At 35.1% G+C, this 23,892-nt stretch carries 17 protein-coding genes; 10 read left to right on the top strand and 7 right to left on the bottom strand.

The window, feature by feature from the left end; all coding sequences use genetic code 11:
- Positions 1-59: 59 nt before the first annotated feature.
- Positions 60-1,856, bottom strand: coding sequence for a translation elongation factor 4 (gene lepA, locus ABS764_RS03360; RefSeq protein ID WP_408079970.1), 1,797 nt, complete (start codon positions 1,854-1,856; stop codon positions 60-62).
- A gap of 192 nt (positions 1,857-2,048) precedes the next feature.
- On the opposite strand from lepA, the gene ABS764_RS03355 reads away from it, so the two are divergent.
- Genes ABS764_RS03355 through dusB form a run of 3 tightly spaced genes read left to right on the top strand, consistent with a single transcriptional unit; the run spans position 2,049 to position 5,108 of the window.
- Positions 2,049-3,329, top strand: coding sequence for a putative DNA modification/repair radical SAM protein (locus ABS764_RS03355; protein ID WP_408079968.1), 1,281 nt, complete (start codon positions 2,049-2,051; stop codon positions 3,327-3,329).
- Entirely contained in the window at positions 3,307-4,074 is a 768-nt protein-coding gene (locus ABS764_RS03350) for a TIGR03915 family putative DNA repair protein (protein WP_408079967.1), read from the top strand. Before ABS764_RS03355 ends, ABS764_RS03350 begins: the two co-directional genes overlap by 23 nt.
- Before the next feature lie 41 nt (positions 4,075-4,115).
- Positions 4,116-5,108, top strand: coding sequence for a tRNA dihydrouridine synthase DusB (gene dusB / locus ABS764_RS03345; protein ID WP_408079966.1), 993 nt, complete (start codon positions 4,116-4,118; stop codon positions 5,106-5,108).
- A gap of 26 nt (positions 5,109-5,134) precedes the next feature.
- Here dusB and ABS764_RS03340 read toward each other — a convergent pair whose 3' ends face one another.
- The gene (locus tag ABS764_RS03340) at positions 5,135-6,334 is read right to left on the bottom strand and encodes an ABC transporter permease (protein ID WP_408079964.1); all 1,200 of its coding nucleotides are present in this window, start codon (positions 6,332-6,334) and stop codon (positions 5,135-5,137) included.
- A 4-nt stretch (positions 6,335-6,338) separates the two neighbouring features.
- A complete protein-coding gene (gene rbfA / locus ABS764_RS03335) occupies positions 6,339-6,731 on the bottom strand; it encodes a 30S ribosome-binding factor RbfA (protein WP_408079962.1) in 393 nt (130 codons plus the stop codon).
- 210 nt (positions 6,732-6,941) lie between these two features.
- Here rbfA and ABS764_RS03330 point away from each other — a divergent pair, with 210 nt between their 5' ends.
- From ABS764_RS03330 to ABS764_RS03320, 3 genes are all read left to right on the top strand, one after another.
- Positions 6,942-10,115, top strand: coding sequence for a UvrD-helicase domain-containing protein (locus ABS764_RS03330; protein WP_408079960.1), 3,174 nt, complete (start codon positions 6,942-6,944; stop codon positions 10,113-10,115).
- 196 nt (positions 10,116-10,311) lie between these two features.
- Positions 10,312-11,733, top strand: a complete 1,422-nt coding sequence (locus ABS764_RS03325) for an OmpA family protein (protein WP_408079958.1) — start codon at positions 10,312-10,314, stop codon at positions 11,731-11,733.
- A gap of 63 nt (positions 11,734-11,796) precedes the next feature.
- Positions 11,797-14,559, top strand: a complete 2,763-nt coding sequence (locus ABS764_RS03320; RefSeq protein ID WP_408079956.1) for a PD-(D/E)XK nuclease family protein — start codon at positions 11,797-11,799, stop codon at positions 14,557-14,559.
- Between the two features lie 124 nt (positions 14,560-14,683).
- Here ABS764_RS03320 and ABS764_RS03315 read toward each other — a convergent pair whose 3' ends face one another.
- Positions 14,684-15,466, bottom strand: a complete 783-nt coding sequence (locus ABS764_RS03315; protein ID WP_408079954.1) for an alpha/beta fold hydrolase — start codon at positions 15,464-15,466, stop codon at positions 14,684-14,686.
- Between the two features lie 185 nt (positions 15,467-15,651).
- Between ABS764_RS03315 and ABS764_RS03310 the strand changes: the two genes are divergently transcribed.
- Both ABS764_RS03310 and ABS764_RS03305 read left to right on the top strand, forming a co-directional pair.
- Positions 15,652-16,011 (top strand): hypothetical protein, encoded by a 360-nt coding sequence (locus tag ABS764_RS03310; RefSeq protein WP_408079952.1) that lies wholly within the window; start codon positions 15,652-15,654, stop codon positions 16,009-16,011.
- A gap of 85 nt (positions 16,012-16,096) precedes the next feature.
- The gene (locus ABS764_RS03305; RefSeq protein ID WP_408079950.1) at positions 16,097-16,615 is read left to right on the top strand and encodes a ferritin; all 519 of its coding nucleotides are present in this window, start codon (positions 16,097-16,099) and stop codon (positions 16,613-16,615) included.
- Between the two features lie 259 nt (positions 16,616-16,874).
- On the opposite strand, the gene ABS764_RS03300 is transcribed toward ABS764_RS03305, so the two are convergent.
- The 3 genes from ABS764_RS03300 to ABS764_RS03290 all read right to left on the bottom strand — a co-directional run bounded on the left by ABS764_RS03300 (position 16,875) and on the right by ABS764_RS03290 (position 20,829).
- Positions 16,875-17,675: a TIGR00266 family protein gene (locus tag ABS764_RS03300; RefSeq protein ID WP_408079948.1), complete on the bottom strand. Its 801-nt coding sequence runs from the start codon at positions 17,673-17,675 to the stop codon at positions 16,875-16,877.
- Between the two features lie 362 nt (positions 17,676-18,037).
- Complete coding sequence (locus ABS764_RS03295) at positions 18,038-19,330, bottom strand: aminopeptidase P family protein (protein WP_408079946.1); 1,293 nt, start codon at positions 19,328-19,330, stop codon at positions 18,038-18,040.
- Between the two features lie 137 nt (positions 19,331-19,467).
- Positions 19,468-20,829 carry a hydroxymethylglutaryl-CoA synthase family protein gene (locus tag ABS764_RS03290; RefSeq protein WP_408079944.1) on the bottom strand — a complete coding sequence of 454 codons (1,362 nt, stop codon included), beginning with the start codon at positions 20,827-20,829 and terminating at the stop codon, positions 19,468-19,470.
- Positions 20,830-21,198: 369 nt separating this feature from the next.
- Here ABS764_RS03290 and ABS764_RS03285 point away from each other — a divergent pair, with 369 nt between their 5' ends.
- Complete coding sequence (locus ABS764_RS03285) at positions 21,199-21,864, top strand: succinate dehydrogenase cytochrome b subunit (RefSeq protein WP_408079942.1); 666 nt, start codon at positions 21,199-21,201, stop codon at positions 21,862-21,864.
- A gap of 12 nt (positions 21,865-21,876) precedes the next feature.
- On the top strand, positions 21,877-23,877 hold the full coding sequence (locus ABS764_RS03280; RefSeq protein WP_408079940.1) for a fumarate reductase/succinate dehydrogenase flavoprotein subunit: 2,001 nt from the start codon (positions 21,877-21,879) through the stop codon (positions 23,875-23,877).
- The last annotated feature ends 15 nt before the right edge of the window (positions 23,878-23,892 follow it).

Raw genomic sequence — 23,892 nt, 5'->3', positions numbered from 1 at the left:
AACAAAAAAACCTGACAATTTTCATCATCAGGTTTTCAATTATTCAATCTTAAAATCTTTTAATCATTTAATTTAAGTACAGCCATAAACGCTTCTTGAGGAATTTCAACGTTTCCAACTTGTCTCATACGTTTTTTACCTTTTTTCTGTTTTTCTAAAAGTTTACGTTTACGGGAAATATCTCCACCGTAACATTTAGCAGTAACGTCTTTCCTAAGTGCTTTAATTGTTTCACGAGCGATGATTTTTGCACCAATAGCCGCCTGAATTGGAATGTCAAATTGCTGTCTTGGAATCAACTCACGCAATTTTTCAGTCATTTTTTTACCAATGTTGTACGCATTGTCTTCGTGAATCAAAGCAGAAAGTGCATCTACATTTTGCCCATTCAATAAAACATCCAGTTTAACCAATTTAGAAGTTCGCATTCCTATTGGTGAATAATCAAAAGAAGCGTAGCCTTTAGAAACGGTTTTCAAACGATCATAGAAATCAAATACAATTTCAGCCAATGGCATGTCAAAATTCAATTCCACACGCTCGGTTGTTAGATAGGTTTGATTGGTAATCAATCCGCGTTTTTCAATACACAAACTCATTACGTTTCCTACGAAATCAGCTTTGGTAATAATGGTGGCTTTGATATAAGGTTCTTCAACCCGATCCAGTTTTGATGGTTCCGGCAAGTCTGAAGGATTGTTTACAATTAAAATAGTATCCGGTTCTTTTTTAGTAAACGCATGATACGAAACGTTAGGAACCGTTGTGATTACTGTCATGTCAAATTCACGTTCTAAACGTTCCTGGATGATTTCCATATGTAACATTCCTAAGAATCCGCAACGGAAACCAAAACCTAAAGCTGCTGAACTCTCTGGTGTAAATACAAGCGAAGCATCGTTCAGTTGTAATTTTTCCATTGACGAACGTAAATCTTCATAATCTTCTGTATCTACAGGATATATTCCGGCAAAAACCATTGGTTTAACGTCCTCAAAACCGGTAATCATATTAGTGGTAGGCACTTTGGCATCAGTTATAGTATCACCTACTTTTACTTCTTTGGCTTCTTTAATACCAGAAATTAAATAGCCCACATCACCTGTAGAAATCACGTTTTTAGGAACCTGGTTTAATTTCAATGTTCCTACTTCGTCAGCAAAATATTCATTGCCGGTAGCCATGAATTTGATTTTTTGCCCTTTTTTAATTTCTCCGTTTACCACACGGAATATAACCTCGATTCCACGGAATGGATTGTAGTGAGAGTCAAAAATCAAAGCTTGTAACGGTTCTTCTTTATTTCCTTTTGGTGGCGGAATTTTCTCGATAATAGCTGATAAAATATTTTCAACACCAAAACCTGTTTTACCGGAAGCATGAATAATATCTTCCAGTTTGCAACCCAGCAAATCAATAATATCATCGCTAACTTCTTCCGGATTAGCCGATGGTAAGTCTACTTTATTTAAAACAGGAATAATTTCCAGATCATTTTCTAAAGCCAGATATAAATTAGAAATAGTTTGCGCCTGAATACTCTGTGCAGCATCTACAATTAAAAGAGCACCTTCGCAAGCTGCAATAGAACGGGAAACTTCATAAGAGAAATCCACGTGCCCGGGAGTATCAATCAGGTTCAGAATGTATTCTTCACCTTTGTATTTGTATTCCATCTGAATCGCATGGCTCTTAATTGTAATTCCACGTTCGCGTTCCAGATCCATGTTGTCCAGTAACTGTGCTTTTTCTTCACGGGCAGTAACGGTTTGAGTCGCTCCTAATAATCGGTCTGCCAATGTGCTTTTTCCGTGGTCAATATGAGCAATAATGCAAAAATTTCTTATGTGTTTCATCTTCGTAAATCCATCAATTTATAGCCAATATACATCAGCATTTCAATATGCAAATATAGTTCAAAGTTTTTAACATTTTAATTAATATTTTAAGTCATAAATAGTAAAGATTAAACAAATCATAAATGTTTGTTACTGTAAAAGATAATCTGTTTTTATTGCTAAATTTGTTACCCCATAAATGTAAAATAAGTGAATTACGATAAACTGAAAAATAAACTGGAAATTCTTGCAGATGCTGCTAAATATGATGTGTCCTGCTCTTCCAGTGGAGGGAATCGTAAAAATAAGAATAAAGGTCTCGGAGATTCCTCCGCTTCCGGAATTTGTCATACGTATACTGAAGACGGACGTTGTGTTTCACTTCTTAAAATTTTGCTGACTAATTTCTGTATTTATGATTGTGCTTATTGTGTTACCCGAAAAAGTAACGACATTGAGCGGGCTGCTTTTACCGTGGAAGAAGTGGTCGATTTAACCATCAATTTTTACAGAAGAAATTATATTGAAGGTTTATTTTTAAGTTCCGGAATTTTCAAAAATGCCGATTATACCATGGAACGTTTGGTGCGTGTTGCCAAAAAACTACGTTTGGAACATAACTTTAACGGATACATTCACCTGAAAAGTATTCCCGGAGCTTCTGATGATTTAATGCGCGAAGCCGGATTATATGCCGATAGATTGAGTATGAATTTAGAAATTCCAACAGAATCCGGTTTGAAATTACTGGCACCGGATAAAAATCATCAGGACATGATTAAGCCCATGCATTTTGTTAAAAATGAGCTGATTCAGTACAAAGAAGAAAAGAAGAAATTTAAAAGTACTCCAAAATTTGCACCGGCGGGGCAAAGTACTCAGGTGATTGTGGGCGCCACACAGGAAAATGATTTTCAAATTATTCATGTTGCAAATCATTTCTATACTAATTTCAATATGAAAAGGGTTTATTATTCCGGTTATGTTCCCATTTCTAATGATACCCGGTTGCCGGCAATAGGCACACAGGTTCCTTTAATTCGCGAAAACAGATTGTATCAGGCCGATTGGCTGATGCGTTTTTATGGCTTTAAAGCCAATGAAATTCTGGAGAAAGACAATCCGTTTCTGGATTTAGATGTCGACCCAAAAATGGGTTGGGCTTTACGAAATATCACTCAGTTTCCAGTAATTATTCAAAGTGCACCTTTGGAAATGATCCTTCGGGTTCCGGGAATCGGAGTAAAATCAGCACATAAAATTGTTCATGCAAGACGATTCCAAAATCTGACAATGGAACATCTAAAGAAGATTGGAGTTGCTGTAAACCGAGCCAAATATTTTATTTCGGTGACTAATGAAAATACACATTTAAAATTTCTGAATGCATTGAATTTAAAGGAAATTATTCTGACGGATATGAAATCGAAATTTGAAAAACCGTTTGATAACCAATTATCGCTACTCAATGACACTACTTTCTTACGATAGTACTTTTGAAGGTTTTTTGACAGCGGTTTTTGAAATTTATGAATTCAAATATCCGAATCCAAAAATTATTAAAAAAGACGATACGCAGCAAAATCTCTTTGCCGATGCTATTGAAATTATTACTGATAATTCAAAATCCGATCGTGTAATAAAAAAACTCAATACCCAATTAGAAAGCGATGGTGTCAGAACTCTGATTTATGCATTTCTATCTGAAAAACCAGGAATCGAAGACGTGCTTTTTAATGTGATTAATTATTCGGTAGAAAATCCTAAAATCAATATCCTGAAAGATTTTGCAAATGATAATGTGTTGCAAGTTGTTCAGCTTACTAAAAGTGTTGGTCGGGAAAAACACCGAATGGAAGCATTTGTAAGATTCGAACAATTAAAAGGCGGAATTTATTTTGCTAAAATTGATCCCGATTTTGATGTGCTGACCTTGATAATCCGGCATTTTAAAAACCGTTATCAGGATCAAAAATGGCTCATTTATGATTTACGCAGAAAATACGGAGTGTATTATGATTTGAAAGATATTGAAATTGTTTCAATGGATTTGAATATAAAATCATTAGACGCTAAAAACAGTCAGGTATTTTCAGAAACTGAACTCAACTACCAGAAACTTTGGTGGGAATATTTTGACCATACTAATATTAAGGAAAGAAAAAACACTAAGCTTCACGTTCAGCACGTTCCAAAACGCTACTGGAAATACCTTACCGAAAAGAAAATGTTTTAGACTTGAGAACATTTCCGTAATTTTGCAGCAAATTTCAGAAGATGATAAAGATAGGCAACATAGAATTACCCGATTTTCCATTATTACTGGCTCCAATGGAGGACGTAAGTGATCCGCCATTCCGCCGTTTATGCAAAATGCACGGAGCGGATATGATGTATTCCGAGTTTATTTCTTCTGAAGGTCTAATTCGTGATGCTATCAAAAGCCGAATGAAACTGGATATTTTTGATTACGAAAGACCAGTGGGAATTCAGATTTTTGGTGGAGATGAAGAAGCTATGGCACTTTCATCTAAAATTGTTTCGACGATAAATCCGGATTTAATTGATATTAATTTTGGTTGTCCTGTAAAGAAAGTGGTTTGCAAAGGCGCTGGAGCAGGAGTTTTAAAAGATGTCGATTTGATGATTCGTTTAACGAAGGCAGTTATTGATAGTACACATTTACCGGTAACGGTAAAAACCCGTTTGGGATGGGATGACAATTCTATTAACATCGATGAGGTTGCCGAGCGTTTGCAGGACATTGGGGTAGCTGCATTGAGCATTCATGCCCGGACTCGTGCCCAAATGTACAAAGGCCATTCGGACTGGTCACACATTGCCAGAGTGAAAAATAATCCGCGAATCACGATGCCTGTTTTTGGAAACGGAGATATTGATTCTCCTGAAAAAGCATTGCAGTATAAAAATGAATACGGTATTGACGGAATCATGATTGGTCGTGCCGCTATTGGCTATCCATGGATTTTTAACGAAATCAAACATTATTTTAAAACAGGGGAACATCTGGCAAAACCTACTGTGACCGATAGAGTAGAAGCAGTGCGTAATCACTTAACTTGGGCTATGGACTGGAAAGGCGAACGATTAGGAATTGTAGAAACCCGTCCGCATTATACCAATTACTTCAAAGGAATCCATTCTTTTAAACCATATAAGCAAAAACTGGTGACTCTGGATCATCCGGAAGAATTGTTCGCCGTTTTGGATGAGATTCAGGATGCTTATTCAGGGTATGAAGTAGTATAAAAAAATGATAAAATAGTATTTGAGATTTACTCCAACAACTTTTTACTCACACGGCTACTGGCAATTAATGAAGCGATAAAGCCAAGAAAAACGATTGTTGCCATTACAATCACCACATTTTCTATCGAAAAAACTACGGGATAGGCTAATGTTGGTGTAATCATAATAAGCTGAAATTGTTGTTGTATGAGTACAATTATAATTCCTAATGCGAGTCCTATAAGTCCGCCAAAAAAGCTTAATAAAGTACCTTGAAGCAAAAATATTTTACGCAGGTTTTTAATTTCGACACCTAAATTAAATAAGGTTCTCAAATTGCTTTTTTTGTCTAAAACCATCATAATTAAGGCGCCAATTAAGTTAAAAAGAGCCACTACAATAACTAAAGTAAATATCAGATAAACCGCAATATTTTCTGTATTGAGCATTTTGTAGAGCGATTCATTAAGTTGCGCTCTGTTTTTTATTGTTACTTTTCCTTTGAAAATACTGTTCAGTTTTTGAATAATAACATTTTCGTCGGCATTGGGTTTTTCTTTTAATTCAATACCTGAAATCTGATTACTTTTGTATTCTAATAATTCTTGCGCCAAACCTAAGTCGGCAAAAACATATTTAGAATCTAAATCCTCATTGATGGCGTAAATCCCTACGGGAAAAATTTCCTGTTTATTAAAAGCTTGTTCTGCATTTTCAATAGTGCCTTTTCCTGCTTTTGGAACTAAAACTTCCAAATGCTTATTGAAATCCATCAGACCTAAAGATAATTTTTGAACCAGACCAAAGCCTACAACCACCTGATAGGTATTTTCTTCAAGCCATTGTCCGTTATAAATGATTTTTTTGGTGTTGTTTACTATGCTGTAGTTCGGGTCAACACCTTTTAAGTAGGTTACTTCCTGTTTGTCGTCAAAAGTAAATAAAACACGTTCTTCAATAACTTTTGAATAAGAAACTATGCCTTCAATTTTCTTAATCTGAGCCTCTTGCTCAGGAGTTACAAAAAAAGACTTTCCTATAGTGCCCGAAATTTTTAAATCGGGGTCGATGTCATTACTAAATGAAAGACTAAAAACCTTTAGTCCGCTAAAAACCGACAGTACCACAAACAATGCTAGGGCGCCCACAATAATTCCCATACTCGCAATGCGATTAATAATGTTGATGGCATTATTTTTACTATTGCTACGAATGTAACGTTTGGCTATGTATAGCGGAAAATTCAAATGCTTAAAATTGTCTTCTTTTGTCTAATAAATCTCTGTTTTCAATTGGATTTTCCTGATTTTTCAAGGCATTATCTATTTTTTCTATATAATCCAATGAGTCATCTATGAAGAAAACTAAATTAGGAACTCTGCGCAATTGCTTACGTACTCTTTGTGCTAAGTCATGCTTAATCAATGGAGTATTGGATTTTATTCCTTCTAATGTTTCCTGTGCTTTTTCCTGTGGAAAAATACTCAAATATACTGTAGCCACAGATAAATCGGATGTTACCGAAACTTTGGATACCGAAATAACCAAATTGCTAACGCCATTTTTTCTCACTTCACCTTGCAGAATATCCACCAAATCTTTTTGGATAACTCCGCCTATTTTTTTCTGTCTGTTTGTTTCCATAGTGCAAAAATACTACTTTTAAAGATTAAATAAGCAATTTTATAATTTCTGATTTTCAGGAGCTGTTTCCCGCTATTCGTTTCAATCTTTTCCTGTCTCAAAAAAAGAGACAGGAAAAGGATTTTCACTGCTATCGGGGCTAGGGCATATTTAAAGTTAGTAGTTTCATTCTAAAATTAAAAAATCGTTAATCAGCAACCAAAATCCAAAATGCAAAGACACTCTTTTTCAATTTACGACGCATCAGCAGGTTCCGGTAAAACCTATACTCTGGTCAAAGAATATTTAAAAATCATTCTTACTTCTCCAAAAAATGATGCCTATCGTAATATTTTAGCTATCACTTTTACCAATAAAGCGGTGCACGAAATGAAAAGCCGGATTGTGGGGAGTTTATCTGAATTTGCTAAGGATGAGCCTTCTAAAAAAGCACTGGATTTAATGCTGGATTTAGTTCATGATACTAAAGATTGGGAAACTAAATTATCTCTTGTTCAAATTAAAATCAAATCGCAGCAAATTATCAAGCATATTATTCATAATTATGCCGCTTTTGATATTTCAACCATTGATAAATTTACACATAAGGTCATTCGTGCTTTTGCGCACGATTTAAATTTACCAATGACTTTCGAAGTCACTCTGGACACCGAAAATTTATTAACAGAAGCCATTGATGCGATTATTGCTCAGGCTGGTGAAGATGAAACCCTGACCAGATTACTCATTGATTTTACAATGGAAAAAACCGATGATGATAAATCCTGGGATATTTCCAGAGAAATTCTGGAAACCGGAAAATTGGTTCTAAATGAAAATAATCGAAATGAAATTATACAATTTCATGATAAATCCATCGCTGAATTTGTTGAAATAAAAAAGAAGTTAATTGCAGTTTCTAAAGAATTAGAAAAAGAAAATGCGACTTTGGCTGAAAATGCTTTATTACAAATTGAAAATAACGGAATCGATTTAAAATCGTTTCCTTATGGAACATTTCCAAAGCATTTAGATTTTATTGCTAAAAATGATGTGAAGCAAAGTAATCATAAATTTGAAACTTTTGAATCAATAAAAATTAAAAAGGGGGCTAAAGATCAGTTTTTAATTGAACAAATTATTCCTGAGTTACTTTTGTTACTTGAAAAAGTTTATGTGAATAATGAAAAAGTAAATTTCTATAAAGCTTTTCTAAAAAATATTACCCCGCTTTCGTTACTGAATACCGTAAGTAATGAATTGGCTAAAATTCAGGAAGAGCAAAATGTGCTTTCTATTTCGGAATTTAATGCCATAATTCATCGCGAAATTCAAAATCAGCCTGCTCCTTTTATATATGAACGATTGGGAGAAAGATACCGTCACTTTTTTATTGACGAATTTCAGGATACTTCAGAGATGCAATGGCAAAACCTGATTCCGCTTATTGATAATGCACTTTCCGGTCAGGACGATTATGGAAACAAAGGAACATTAATGATTGTGGGCGATCCCAAACAATCTATTTATCGATGGCGTGGAGGAAAAGCAGAGCAGTTTATCGAACTAAGTAAAGACAAGAATCCGTTTAATAATCCGGATAAAAATATTGAGCATTTAGATACCAATTATCGTTCGTATTCCGAAGTAATCGAATTCAATAATGATTTTTTTAAATTAATTTCAGCTGAATTCGAAAATGCAGATTACAAAGATTTATATGAAAATCACAGTCACCAACATTTCAATTCCAAAAAAGGAGGTTATGTAAATATTTCTTTTATCCCTAAAATAGAAGCTGCAGAAGCAGACAAAGAAGCATTGGATAAAACGGAATTGTATGTTTTAGCCACTTTAAATACCATTCAGAAAGTTTTACAAGAAGGTTTTGAATACAAAGATATTGTGATTCTGACACGTAAAAGAGATCAGGGAATTGCAGTGGCTAATTATTTGACTGAGCAGGGAATTCCTTTGTTGTCATCAGAAACATTAATGATTCAAAACGCAACCGAAGTTCGCCTAATCATTTGTCTTTTGAAATACCTTAAAAACAATGCCGATTTAGAATCAAAAGCTTATTTTTTGCATTATGTTGCGGTACATATTCAGGACCAATTAGCGGTTCATGATTTTATAGCCCAAGGAATGGAGCAAAAACAAGAAAACGATTTTGAACAGTGGTTGTTGAGTTTTGACATTTCGCTTTCGTTTCAGAACATTCGAAAAAAGTCTTTATACGAAGCGGTGGAGATTATTGTGTCTAAATTCCTTTCGGATACCAGTCAAATAGGCAATGCGTATATTCAGTATTTCTTAGATATAGTACTGGAACGTGACGTGCGAAATCAGGCAGGAATAGCTGACTTTCTTGATTTTTGGGATAAAAATGGTGCTAAATACAGTATTCCGTCGCCTGAAGGAAATAATGCAGTGCGAATTATGACCATACATAAATCAAAAGGTTTGGAGTTTCCGGTGGTAATTATGCCCTTTGCAGAAGAAGATTACAGCAGAAAACCAAAAGACAAACTTTGGCTGGATGCTCAGGAAATGGACTTAGGGATGCCTAAAGCTTTGATTGATAATAGTAGTGCTGTGGAGGGTTTTGGTAAAGAAGCAAAATCGGTATACAGTCAGAAAAAACAAGAAGAATTATTAGATAATATTAATGTGTTGTATGTGGCATTGACACGTGCCGAGGAGCAATTGTTTGTAATCTCAAATAAAAACCTGACAGCCAAAGGAGAAGTAAAATCTAATGATATGTCTGCTTTTTTTATTAATTATTTAGAAAATAAAGGGCTGTTTCAGGAAGAAATATCGGAGTATGAGTTTGGAGATAAAAAGAAAATTTCTTCAGAATCCAAATATGCTGATACTTCGAAAACAATAAAAAATGTTATGCATACATTGAATCCTAAAAATATAAAAATTGCTCAGAGAGAAGCTCTTATGTGGGGAACACATCAGCAGGAATCAATAGAATATGGTAATGTGATACATGAAATTTTGTCATTTATAAAAACAAAAAAAGATATTGATCTGGCTATTGATAAGGCAGTTGAAAACGGCTTAATTAATTTTTCTCAAAGAGAATTAGTGTGTAATACAATCCGCAATATTGTTCATCAGGAAAGATTAGCATTGTTCTTTGCTGAAGGGAATGAAGTCTTAAATGAGCAGACTATTATTCAGAAAGAAGGAAGAATAATAAAGCCAGACCGAATGGTAATTAATCAAGATAAAGAAGTTTTTTTACTGGATTATAAGACCGGAATTCATAATGCAGGGTATCAGAAGCAATTAGAAGATTATCAAATTGCCATTGAGGGCATGGGATTAAAAGTCAGTAAGAAAGCTTTAGTCTATATCAGTGAAAAAATTGAGATAGTCTATTTTTAATGTAAGCATAATGCTACTTTGTTTTTTGAAATTTATTGATTTGTAAAATTTCGTCCTTTTTTTATGTAATATGTATGCGTTTGAGATAGTTAATAGCCTGAATAATTGTTTTTTTTTTAACATTCTATTTTGTAGTTAAAGAATTACGCGTTACTTTTGTTTATAATTAACTAAATTGTAATTAAAAATTTTAAGTATGAAACATCTTAGCAAACTTTTTGTTGCTGTTATAATGTTGATGGGAATTAGTTCTCACGCGCAGGACAGCAATAACCCATGGGCAATAGAATTTGGGGTAAATGCCGTTGATACAAGAACAAGCGCCGGGCCGGAACATGTTGGTTGGTTCCAACAACATTTTTCTCAGCCATTTGACGTGAAAGACAACTGGAATATCCTTCCTTCTGTGTCGTATTTAAGTGTGTCCCGTTACCTTGGTAGTGGTTTTTCTTTTGGACTTCAGGGGTCAGTTAACAAAATTGACAAACTTGTTGTTTTTGATCCAATGGATCCAATGAGTGATTCAAGAGGGATGGTTGTTACTAATCCTGGTGATTTAATGTATTACGGAATTGATGGAAAAGTGAAATACAGTTTCATGGAATTAATCAATTCTAAAGTAATTGATCCAAGCTTACACGTAGGTGGAGGATATACTTTCTTAGGAGACAGCAGTTTTGGTACTGTAAATGCAGGTGCAGGTTTAACTTTTTGGTTTACTGAAAATGTTGGTTTAGCACTTGGGTCTTCATACAAAAAAGCATTTGATGGAAGTTCTGATTTAGTTCGTTCTCACTTTCAGCACACAGCAGGTATCGTTTTCAAATTTGGTGGAAAAGATACAGACGGTGATGGAGTATACGATAAAGATGATGCTTGTCCTGAAGTTGCAGGTTTGAAAGAATTCAATGGTTGTCCTGATACTGACGGAGACGGAATCATCGACTCAGAAGATGCTTGTCCTGAAGTTGCAGGTATTGCTTCTTTAAAAGGTTGTCCTGATGCTGACGGTGACGGAGTTACTGATGCAGAAGACGAATGTCCTAATGTTGCTGGATTAGCTTCTTTAAAAGGTTGTCCGGATGCTGATAAAGACGGTGTAGCTGATAAAGATGACAAATGTCCGGATGTTGCAGGTCCAAAAGAAAATGCAGGTTGTCCTTGGCCAGATACTGATAAAGACGGTGTAGCTGATAAAGATGATAAATGTCCTGAAGTTGCTGGTCCTGCTAGTAACAATGGTTGTCCGGAAGTAACTCCTGAAGCTATGGATGAATTAAAATCCCAAGCCAGATTTATCTACTTTAACTCAGGAAAATCTACATTTAAAAATGCTGACGTTCCTAAGAGATTAGATGCTATGGCTGCATTGCTTAAAAACTATGCTAACTCTGAGTTTTTAATTGAAGGTCATACAGACAGCGACGGTTCTAATGCATTCAATCAGAAACTTTCTGAAGCAAGAGCTGCTGCAGTTAAAGATGCATTGTTAGACAGAGGAATTTCTTCTAGCAGATTAAAATCAGTTGGTTATGGTGAAACTATGCCGGTTGCAACTAATAAAACTGCTGCTGGTAAAGCATTAAACAGAAGAACAGAAGTGAAATTAATCAAATAATTTCTTTCTAAATATTTATAGGAAACGCCTCGATTTATCGGGGCGTTTTTTTATTTTTATCAAATGATAAATAATACTTTCTTAGATAAAATTGCTCGGGTTTTAATAGAAAAATATGCTGATAAACTAGTCAACACTGTAGTTGTACTGCCTAACAAAAGAGCGAAGATTTTTTTAATTGAAGCATTAAAAAAACAAGTTGCAAATAACATTCTTGCTCCTCAGATTATTAGTATTGAAGATTTTATTCAGGATATTGCAGGAGTTCGTGCCGTTGACCCAATAGAATTATTATTTGAATTCTATGAAGTTTATTTATCTGTTACTGATAAGTCCAATCAACAATCGTTTGAATTGTTTGCAAATTGGGCGAAAACATTATTGCAGGATTTTAATGAGATTGATCGTTATTTATTAGATGCAAACCATGTTTTATCTTATTTAAAAGACATTGAAGATATTAAAAAGTGGGGGATAGAAGTAGAAAATAAAACTCCTTTACTGGAAAAATATATTGATTTCTGGAAATTACTTCCATTATATTATCAGTCTTTCTATGCACATTTACTTCAAAAAGGAATTGGTTATCAGGGATTAATTTACCGTGAAGCTGTGGAGAATTTAAATCATTTTTCGAATTCTATTCATCAAAAACAATTTGTTTTCGCCGGATTTAATGCGTTGAATGCTTCCGAAGAAAAAATTATCCAGCATCTTATCTCTTTGGATAAAGGCAAAATTTATTGGGATGCCGATAAAACTTTTTTAAATGACCCTTATCATGATGCAGGATTGTTTCTTCGTCGGTTTAAAGAAAGCTGGAAGCATTATAAAAAACATCCTTTTGAATGGATAGTGGATGATTTTTCTCAGTCAAAAAATATTCAGATTATTGGAACTCCAAAAAGCATTGGTCAGGCTAAAATTTCAGGAAGTATTATTGAGGAGATTATTGAGCAGAATCCAACAGCAACTCTGGATAAAGTGGCTGTCGTTTTAGGAGAAGAAAATTTATTAGTTCCGCTTTTATATTCTTTGCCTTCCACTGTAGGTGCTTTGAATATCACGATGGGATATTCCGGTAAAAATAATCCTGCACAAATTCTGATTGCTAAGTTATTTAAAATGCATACTAATGCATTGTCCAGAAAATCCGGTAGTTACGTGCTGTATTATAAAGATGTTTTGGATGTTTTAACGCACCCTTTAGTAGAACCTTATGCTAAAGCCGGTGATTTGGTAAATGTTATCAATAAAAATAATTACACATTTGTCAGTTATCATAAATTACTCGAACTTAATCAGAATCCGAGTGATTTATTTTTGTTGCTTTTCGAAAAATGGGAATCAGGTTCTATCGCTGTATTACACTCTGTTTCTAAGCTGTTGTTGACTATTAAAGAAAATCTGAGCAATGATAATGAAGAAGAAAAAATTACCAAAGCCTTTGTTTTTACCATTTTCAAAGTGATTAATAAGCTGATTAATTATTATTCACAGCATCAGCATATTGATAAAATTGAAACCTTACATGCTATATATAAGCAAGTGATAGACTTAGCCGAGGTTTCTTTTGAAGGAGAACCGTTGAATGGTCTGCAAATTATGGGTGTATTGGAAAGCCGTGTTCTGGATTTTGATACCGTAATTGTAACGTCAATGAATGAAGGTAAATTTCCGGCCGGTAAATCGCAAAATTCCTTTATTCCTTATGATGTAAAGCGAGAATTAGGTTTGCCCACTTTTAAAGAGAAAGATGCTATTTATACCTACCATTTTTACCATTTGTTGCAACGGGCTAAGAATATTTATTTGCTGTACAATACCGAAAGCGAAGGGCTTGATGCAGGTGAAAAAAGCCGATTTATTACACAGCTTGAAGTTGAAAAACAACACAATCATAATTTGTCGCATGAAATATTCAATGCGGTTTTGCCGGAAACAGCTTATACACCAATGATCATAGAAAAATCGCCAGCGGTAATGGAGCGATTGAAAGTAATTGCCCAAGAGGGATTTTCTCCCTCGGCTTTGACCAGTTATATTGGGAATCCAATTCAGTTTTATTTCCAGAAAGTATTACGTATTCGTGAAGTGGAAGAGGTAGAGGAAAATATCGCTTTGAATACACTTGGAACGATAATACATGAAACTTTAAGAGTTTTATACGAACCATTTATTGGAAAATTTATTTCAGAAGCCGATATTGACAATTGTTTTAAATTGATAGATGCTGAGGTTTTAAAACAGTTTAAAATTGTTTACAAAGAAGGCGAAATCAAAAAAGGGCGTAATCTTTTGGCTTTTGAAGTCGCTAAACGCAATGTTTCTAATTTCTTAAAAGTAGAATCAGAATGCATTAAAGCCGGGGATGCAATTAAAATTATCGCTTTAGAGAAAACATTTGAACGCACTTTAAATCATCCTGATTTGCCGTTTCCGGTATTGATTAAAGGGAATGTCGATCGAATTGAAGAACGCAACGGCATCATCCGAATTATTGATTATAAAACCGGAAAAGTTGAGAAAGCAAATGTGGGTCTTAAAATCTGGAACGGTCTCACTCAGGAACTTAAAAATGACAAAATCATTCAGGTTTTAGCTTATGCGTTCATGTACGAGCAAGAAGCTGCCGGAAAATCCATTGAAGCTGGAATTATTTCGTTTAAAAATCTGAAATCAGGATTTTTACCTTTTAATTTGAAAGTAGAAAAAGAAGTGCAGCAAATTATTAATGCCGACATCATGAGCAATTATCTGGAACAAATTGTATTGTTACTACAGGAAATTTTAAATCCTGAAATTCCTTTTGAAGAAAAGATTTAATTTTTAACCATAAAGCTCACAAAGTTTTTACGCAAAGTACACGAAGAGTAATTAAACCTTAAGAGGGAAATTATACAAGGTAGAGAAAGAAATCTGTGCTGATTTGTATAATTTATTAGTTGTATTATACCTTCTTAAAAAATTCCAATAAAACCTTAGTTAATTCAGCTTCGTTTTCAATAGAACTCATGTGTCCGTCAGGAAACGTAACCAGTTGAACCGCTGTTTCTTCAATTTGATCTCTGGTTTCGTCGTAAGGCAAAACAGGATCTTTTTGACCAAGAATCAACATTTTTGGATATTGGGTTAAATGCAGTAACACTTCCCTGTCCATTCTTATTTTCATCCCTTCCAGCGAAGCTACGATACCTTGTAAGGGTGTTTTTAAGGCTTCTTTTTTGACCCATTCTATTTGGTCTTTCAATCGTTCGCGGTTTTCTGCGCTAAATAAATTAGCAATAGAAAGCGAAATGAAATTGGAAAATGATTGTTTCACCGCTTTAATTGCGCGATCCCTGTTTGCTTTTCTTTCTTCACTATCTGCTCGCGAAGTGGAATTCAGTAAAACCAGTCCTTTGATGTAATCCGGATACATTTCGGCGAAAGCCAGAGCCACATAACCTCCCATAGAATGTCCCACAAAAATGGCCTTTCGGATACGCAATTCGTTTAAAACAGCATGAACAATCTCCGCATTTTTTTCCATCGAATGTACATAGCCCATACATTCCGTTTCCCCATGACCCAATAAATCAATGGTGATAATGCGGTTTTTTTTAGAAAATTCCGAAACAAAAACATTCCACATCGATTTGTTTTCTAAAAATCCGTGTAATAGTACTACAGCTGTTCCCTTGCCGGTGTCCGTATATGAAATGCGGGTATTTTTAAACTGAATTTGTTTCAATGGATGCGGTTATTTAGGGCAAAATTAAAATTTTATCTATAGTAATACAAAGTTCATTTGGAAACAAATTCTTAGCAGTGCTTAATTTTAACGCTAAATAGTATATTTGTTATTTTAAATGAGTCTTAATTAGTAGCAAAATTGATTTTAATTCTATAAATTTGCACTATAATTATTTTATGAAGATGAAGCAGATAAGTGATTTAACAACCAACGTTTTATTTGAAACAGAAAAAGGTTACAGTTACCAGTGTGATGTGACTAATAGTATCATTATTAATTTTGCAGATACTTTTTCGACTTATAAAATTCAGGAATTTTTGATTTTTCAAAGAAAAGTCAACAGTGTTAATATTCTGGATATGCTTTATGATCTTTCTGATCAGTCTGATGCACAGCTGATTGAAACTACAAAAAGAAACTTCTCCCATAAACTAAATATCTGCGAGATAGTTCAGCTTAGAGAATTATTGAATGGAACTAAATTCACTTTGAATCTGCATTCCATGTTATGCGATATTTTAGCCGTTAATGAACTGGCTTGATTTTACTTAGAATAAATACAAATTTCTCGTACATTTAGTCTCTTTCTTCAGGTTTTTGTAAATTTACTATCTAAATTTAAAAGTCATGAAAGATTTACTAAGAACAAACACTTCGTTATCCGAAGGAATTGAACAAATATTAAACTTACAAGCTAAAATTGAGAGCGATGCTTCTAATAAATATTTAGCAATGGCGGCTTGGTTAGACAGAAATGGTTTTGTAAATACTGCAGAATACTTATACAAACAGGCAGAAGAAGAGCGCGAACACTTTTTAAAAGTATTCAAATATATAACTGACATGGGCGGAATTGCAATTACTCCTGCAGTTGCCGAAGTACAACAGGAATTTGCTTCCTTCAGAGAAGTATTTGAAATTGCTTTACAAAACGAAATTGCGGTTACCAAAGCAATCAATAAAATCATTGCTAAATGCAGAGCTGAAAATGATTATGCTACAGAAGATTTTATGATGTGGTACGTAGCGGAGCAAAGAGAAGAAGAGAAAAATGCACGCAGAGCTTTAGAACTTTTCGAATTAATCAACGAAAATGAAGCTACAGGAAAATTTGCATTAGATGTGCAGATTTCTAAAATTGGATAATAAAAACCAAGTAATAAAGTTGAAAATCCCTTACTGACGTAAAAGTTAGTAAGGGATTTTTGTGTTTTAGCAGCAGAAAGTTCCAGTAGTATTCATGATTTCTCCCGCTTTTCGCTCTATCTTTTATCTCGTTCTTAAAAAACGAGAAAAGGATGTCGCTGCAATCGGGGCTGGTTTATTCCGTTTTTGTTGTCTTATGAATGTTTTCGAAATTGATTTTTTTTCTCTACAAGGTTCTAAAAACCTTGCAGGTTGTAAATTAAAATCGATTGTCTCCATCCAATAAATTTCCTAATCCGCCCAGTAAACTGCCTTCATCACGACTGTTTCCACCAGCTTTGGGTGCAGAAGCTATAATTCTATCGGCCAATCTGCTAAAAGGAAGTGATTGTATGTACACCGTTCCCGGACCACGTAGTGTAGCGTAAAACAAACCTTCGCCGCCAAAAACTGAATTTCTAATTCCGCCAATAAATTCTATATCATAATCGACCTCCTGCGTAAATCCTATGATGCAACCCGTGTCGACTTTCAGGATTTCACCGGCTTTTAATTCTTTCTTGGCCATGGTCCCTCCAGAATGTACAAATGCCATTCCGTCGCCTTCAATTTTTTGCATGATGAAACCTTCGCCGCCAAAGAGTCCGCGACCCAATTTTCTTGAAAATTCAATTCCTACCGCAACACCTTTGGCAGCACATAAAAACGAACTTTTCTGGCAAATGAATTTTCCGTTGAATTGGGTTAAATCAATCGGGAGAATTTTACCGGGATAAGGTGAGGCAAAAGAGACTTTGGCTTTGCCATAATTTTGATTGATAAAAGCGGTCATAAAAAGACTTTCACCTGTAAGGACTCTTTTTCCGGCACTTAAAAGTTTGCCAAAAATTCCCGATTGTTCCTGAGAACCATCGCCAAAAATAGTTTGCATCCGGATGTTGTTGTCCATCATCATAAAGCTTCCTGCTTCGGCAATGACTATTTCCTGTGGGTCGAGTTCGATTTCGACATATTGCATTTCTTCGCCAAAAATCTGGTAATCTATTTCGTGTGCCTGCATTGTAGTAGTTGTTGATTAGTGAAGGTTAAAGTTACAAAAAAGGAAATTAATTTTTAGCGAACTTATTTACGCAAGGGATAGCAGCGGCATCCTTATTATGAATCTCGTTTTTTAACGAGATTCATAAAAGATACAGCGGATAGCCCGACCCGTAGGGATGCGCCCCAAAAATGAGCAAATAAAATCAACCGCAGATTGCTTCGCCTTTTCGCTACTGCTCGGGTCGCAGATTTTTTATAATAGATTAATAGTATGATTTGGAATCTGCAGTAAAATATTTTTCACCAACCCGGAGCAATAAAAAAACGGTTCACATTACTGCAAACCGTCTTTTCTCTTGTTTCTTTCTTCTTTTATCTAAATCAGGAATTCATCAAACTCTCGATTTCTTCGATTTCAATTGGGATGTTTTTCATTAGGTTGAAAGGTTCTCCTTTTTCCTGAATGACCACATCGTCCTCAATACGAATCCCAAAACCTTCGGCCGGAATGTAGATTCCCGGTTCTACGGTAAAAACCATGTTGGCTTGCATTGGTTCGGTTAAAATGCCGTAATCGTGCGTGTCCAATCCCATATGATGGGAAGTACCGTGCATGAAATATTTTTTGTAAGCCGGCCATTCAGGATTTTCATTTTGTACATCGGCTTTGTCTAAAAGTCCCAATCCTAATAATTCCGAAGTCATGATTTTGCCTACTTCTGCGTGGTATTGTTTCCAGTTTGTTCCCGGAGTCAGCATTTTAGTAGCTTCTTTTTTTACTCTTAAAACGGCATTGTAAACTGCTTTTTGTCGGTCAGAATAACGTCCCGATACCGGAATGGTACGGGTTAAATCGCTGGAATAATTCCCGTATTCGGCAGCAACGTCAAGCAATATCAAATCACCTGCTTTGCATTGCTGGTTGTTTTCTATATAATGTAACACATTGGCATTATTCCCTGAGGCAATAATAGGAGTGTAGGCAAAGCCTTTGGAACGATTGCGAACGAATTCGTGAATCAATTCAGCTTCGATTTCGTATTCCATCACATTTGGTTTTACAAACCCCAGAATTCGTCTGAATCCTTTTTCCGTAATATTACAGGCATGCTGAATCAAATCGATTTCTTCGCTTTCCTTTACGGAACGCAGCCTTTGTAAAATAGGATTGCTTTTGGCTACCTGATGTGCAGGGTATTTTTCTTTCCACCATTTTACAAATCGGGCTTCGCGGGTTTCAGTTTCAATTGTGGCACGATAATGTTCGTTAGTATTGATATAAATAATTTCAGAATAAGACATTAATTCAGCCAATACTTTTTCGAAATCTTGCAACCAGTGTACGGTTTTTATTCCTGAAATTTCAAAAGCACGTTTTTTTGTTAGTTTTTCACCTTCCCAAATGGCGATTAATTCACTGGTTTCTTTTAGAAACAATATTTCTTTCTGATGTTCATATGGTGCATCAGGAAAAAGCAGCAGAATACTTTCTTCCTGATCGATTCCGCTTAAATAAAAAATATCTCGATGTTGCGCAAACGGCAACGTACTGTCGGCACTTACAGGATAAACATCGTTTGAATTGAAAATAGCAACACTTTTAGGTTTCATCTGAGCCGTAAATTTTTTACGGTTTTTAATAAAAAGGCTGTTGCTGATTTGATGATATTTCATATTGGTATGGATTCTGGATTTACAACATCTAAATTAGTAATTTTTGGGAAGCTTACGGGTTTAGAATTCTTAAAGTTTTGCTATAAAAAAGGCCGGAGCAAATAAATACTCCGGCCGGATAGTTTAGGTATGAAAGTTTAATCAATCCATTTATAATAACGTGCACCTAATAAATTTGGATTTTTGTTTTCGATTCGCTCCAGTATCCATTCCTTTTTCGGCGTTTGGATACTCTGTTTCTGCTCTTTTTTATGCAGTTTCTCATACGTTTCAAAATCAATTTCAAAACTTTTATTCAGGGTTTCGAAAAGATTAACAACAGATACCGCTAATTTCCATTGATCCTGAATAATTCCTTCGAATACTTTCGATTTGGAACCACTTCCGTAAGCAAGAAATCCAAAAGTGTTGCCTGCGATTTCTTTTTCTGAATCATAAAAATGAGCTAAAGTGGAAAGGAATCCCATAAAAATCGAACCGGTGTATAAATTACCAATTAATGAAGAAGCTAATTCAGCGGGCACTAATTTCTCTTCTACAAAATTTTTGTACTCAGGCGTTTTGCTGGTTTCTTTCAGTTTAGTCTGGTGTTCAGCAGGATTTTCTTCACCCGAAATAATGGAGTTTTCGGCATCTAAAGCATAAATTTCAGATAGCATTCTGCGACCTTGGAACGCATAAGGCAAGTGCATAATGATGCTGCTCCAGGAATTATAAAGTGTTTCGGAGGTATTTTTTAGTTTTTTAAATGAAAAATATGCATTTCGGGTTCTGTCCATATAGCATTGATTCGAATATTGTCCGTCAAAAACAGGCTGGTCTTTGTGGATTTCGATTTCGGCTTCCAGATTATCAAACCAGACCTCGTTATTTTTATTTCCTGTAATCGCTTCTTTAGAAATAGTTCTGTGCGGTTTGAAGAAGTCAAAAACACCTTTGGTGTTGGTTGCCCAATTGTTTTCGAAAGCTATAATTCGGGGATTTACAGTTATTAGCATTGCTGTTGCACCTGCGCCCTGAGTATACTCTCCTGTGGAATTTAAATCATATTTAGCAAAATCAGTAGTGACAACAATTGCTTTTTTATCGGGATTTAGTTTGATAAAGTCAAGGCAGTTTTGCATCGCATCTACCCCACCGATACAGGCAAAGGTAAAATCGACAACGTCGCATCCGGCTAAAGTATTTTCGCCAAATTTTTGTTCCATTAAATCTACCAGAAAGGAACCTATAGGTTTAGCGTTATCGATACTGCTTTCGGTTCCTACATAAATTCGGGCAATTTCATCTAAATTAACAGAGTGGTCTTCAATTAGTCTTGTTAAAGCGTTTGCCGCAAAAACTACACTGTCCTGATGCACGTCCGGCAGGGTCATTTTAATAAGTCCTAATCCCTTTTCCAGTTTTTCAGTCTCTATGTTTCTGGCTTCAGCCAATGTTTTTATAGGTAAATGTATTTTAGCTACATCAAAAGATAGTGCGTCGATTCCTGTTTTCATGTTCCTTTTTTTATGAAGAAGCAAAGATAAAATCCCCTATTGGAAAAGCAGTTTTTTTAACTACACAAAATAGTATGTTTTTGTGTTTTTTGTTGATTTTAAAAGGATGTATGGTAAAAATTATCAAATATGTATTTTTTTGGCTTTTGAATAATAATTATTAATCGGTTTTTGAGGATTTTTTTAAGTGGAGTTATGTTTTAAATTTTTTAAAATATTGATATACAGTAGTTTGTCGTTTTGTTTTTGTGAATGGGAAGTTGTTTTTGTTGAAAACTTTATAATGTTTCTAAATAAGAATGAAAAGGTTGTAGTTCGTTACTAATTGATTTATTTTTGTGTACTTTTTAAATTATATTCTAAAATATTATGGCAAAATCTGGATTATTGAAATCGTCAATAGCAAAAAAAGCAGCTATGGGCCTTTCAGGACTTTTTTTGATGTTGTTTCTAGCACAGCATTTTTTTATTAATATGATGTCAGTTTTCAGTTCTGATGTTTTTAATTCGATTTCTCATTTTATGGGATTGAATCCTTTGGTTCAGTTTGTTATTCAGCCCATTCTTATTGTAGGTGTTGTTTTTCACTTTATCATGGGATTTGTATTGGATATTCAAAACAAAAAAGCAAGACCTGTAGGTTACGCAAGCTTTAATGGTGCTGCTAATGCAAGTTGGGCATCACGTAACATGATTATTTCCGGGTCTGTTATTTTAGCTTTTTTAGCATTGCACTTTTATGATTTCTGGTTTCCGGAAATGATATATAAGTATGTAGAATTTAATCCGGCTGATGAAACAAGATATGCTCATGAATTAGCTGAAAAATTTGTTGATCCGGTGCGTACTGCTTTGTATTGCCTGTCATTTATATTGTTGTCTTTACACTTACGTCACGGATTTAGTTCTTCTTTTCAATCAGTAGGAGCAAATAATAAATACACAAAAGGGATGAGGAATTTTGGATTATGGTTTTCTGTAGTCGTTCCTTTAGGATTCGTATTTATTGCATTATTTCATCATTTCAATCATTAATATTCAATTATAATGGCATTAGATTCAAAAATTCCCAATGGTCCAATTGCGGACAAATGGACAAATTATAAAGATCATATTAATTTAGTAAACCCGGCTAACAAACGTAATTTAGATATTATTGTTGTTGGAACAGGATTAGCTGGAGGTTCTGCAGCTGCTACTTTAGCAGAATTAGGATATAACGTAAAAGCATTTTGTTTCCAAGATTCACCACGTCGTGCGCACTCTATTGCTGCACAAGGGGGAATCAACGCGGCAAAAAATTATAAAGGTGACGGTGACTCAGTTTACAGATTATTCTACGATACTGTAAAAGGAGGAGATTACCGTGCCCGTGAGGCAAACGTACACCGTTTGGCAGAAGTTTCATCAAATATTATTGACCAGTGTGTGGCTCAAGGGGTGCCATTGGCTCGTGAATATGGTGGATTATTAGACAACCGTTCTTTTGGAGGAACTTTGGTTTCCCGTACATTTTATGCGCAAGGTCAAACAGGACAACAATTATTGTTAGGAGCTTATTCGGCAATGAACCGTCAGATTGGTCGTGGAAAAATTAAAATGTACAACCGTCATGAAATGCTAGAATTAGTAATTATTGATGGAAAAGCAAGAGGAATTATCGCCCGTAACCTGATTACAGGTGAAATTGAAAGACATTCAGCTCACGCTGTTGTTATTGCTTCGGGAGGATACGGAAACGTTTTCTTCTTGTCAACTAATGCAATGGGTTCTAATGCTACTGCAGCATGGAAAATCCACAAAAAAGGAGCTTTCTTTGCAAACCCTTGTTATACACAAATTCATCCAACCTGTATTCCGGTTTCAGGAGATCACCAATCCAAATTAACGTTGATGTCTGAATCGCTTCGTAATGACGGACGTATCTGGGTTCCTGCAAAACTTGAAGATGCTCAGGCTATTCGTGAAGGCAAGAAAAAAGCAACTGATATTGCTGAAGCAGACAGAGATTATTTCTTAGAAAGAAGATACCCTGCTTTTGGTAACTTAGTGCCTCGTGACGTAGCATCTCGTGCTGCTAAAGAAAGATGTGATGCCGGTTTTGGTGTAAACAAAACGGGAGAAGCTGTTTACTTGGATTTTGCAGCAGCAATTCAACGTTACGGGAAAGAGCAAGCTCACGTAAAAGGATTAGATGAAAACGATAAACAATTAGTAACTAAATTAGGTACTGATATCGTTAGAAGTAAATACGGGAACTTATTCCAAATGTATTATAAAATTGTTGATGAGGATCCATATACTTCGCCAATGATGATTTACCCAGCGGTTCACTATACTATGGGTGGAACATGGGTTGATTATAATCTGATGACTACAATTCCGGGTTGTTTCTCTATTGGAGAGTCTAATTTCTCTGATCACGGAGCGAACCGTTTAGGAGCTTCTGCTTTAATGCAGGGGTTGGCTGATGGATACTTTGTATTGCCTTATACTATTGGAGATTATTTAGCACCGGATATCAAAATGGGACCTATCTCTACAGATCGACCTGAATTTGCTGAAGCTGAAAATAATGTAAAAGAATTGATTGCTAAATTTATGAATAATAAAGGAACGCATTCAGTAGACCATTTCCACAAAAAATTAGGTAAAATTATGTGGGATAAAGTAGGTATGGCTCGTAACGAAAAAGGATTAAACGAGGCTATCGTTGAAATCGCTGCTTTACGTGAAGAGTTTTATAAAGATGTAAGAGTTCCCGGAACTGATAAAGGATTCAACCAGGAATTAGAAAAAGCAATTCGTGTTGCCGATTTCTTAGAATTAGGAGAATTGTTTGCGAAAGATGCTTTACACCGTAATGAATCCTGTGGTGGTCACTTCCGTGAGGAATACCAAACAGAAGAAGGAGAAGCATTGCGTGATGATGAGAACTTTGCTTATGTTGCTGCTTGGGAATACAAAGGAAAACCAAGTGATGCAGTATTACACAAAGAACCTCTGGTTTACGAAAACATTAAATTAGTTCAAAGAAGTTACAAATAGAATTTTGTCAAAAGT

It is taken from the genome of Flavobacterium plantiphilum, from assembly GCF_046000495.1.
GTDB lineage: Bacteria > Bacteroidota > Bacteroidia > Flavobacteriales > Flavobacteriaceae > Flavobacterium > Flavobacterium plantiphilum.
Note: the sequence above shows the minus strand (reverse complement) of the source record. Positions and strands in the feature narration are given on the sequence as shown.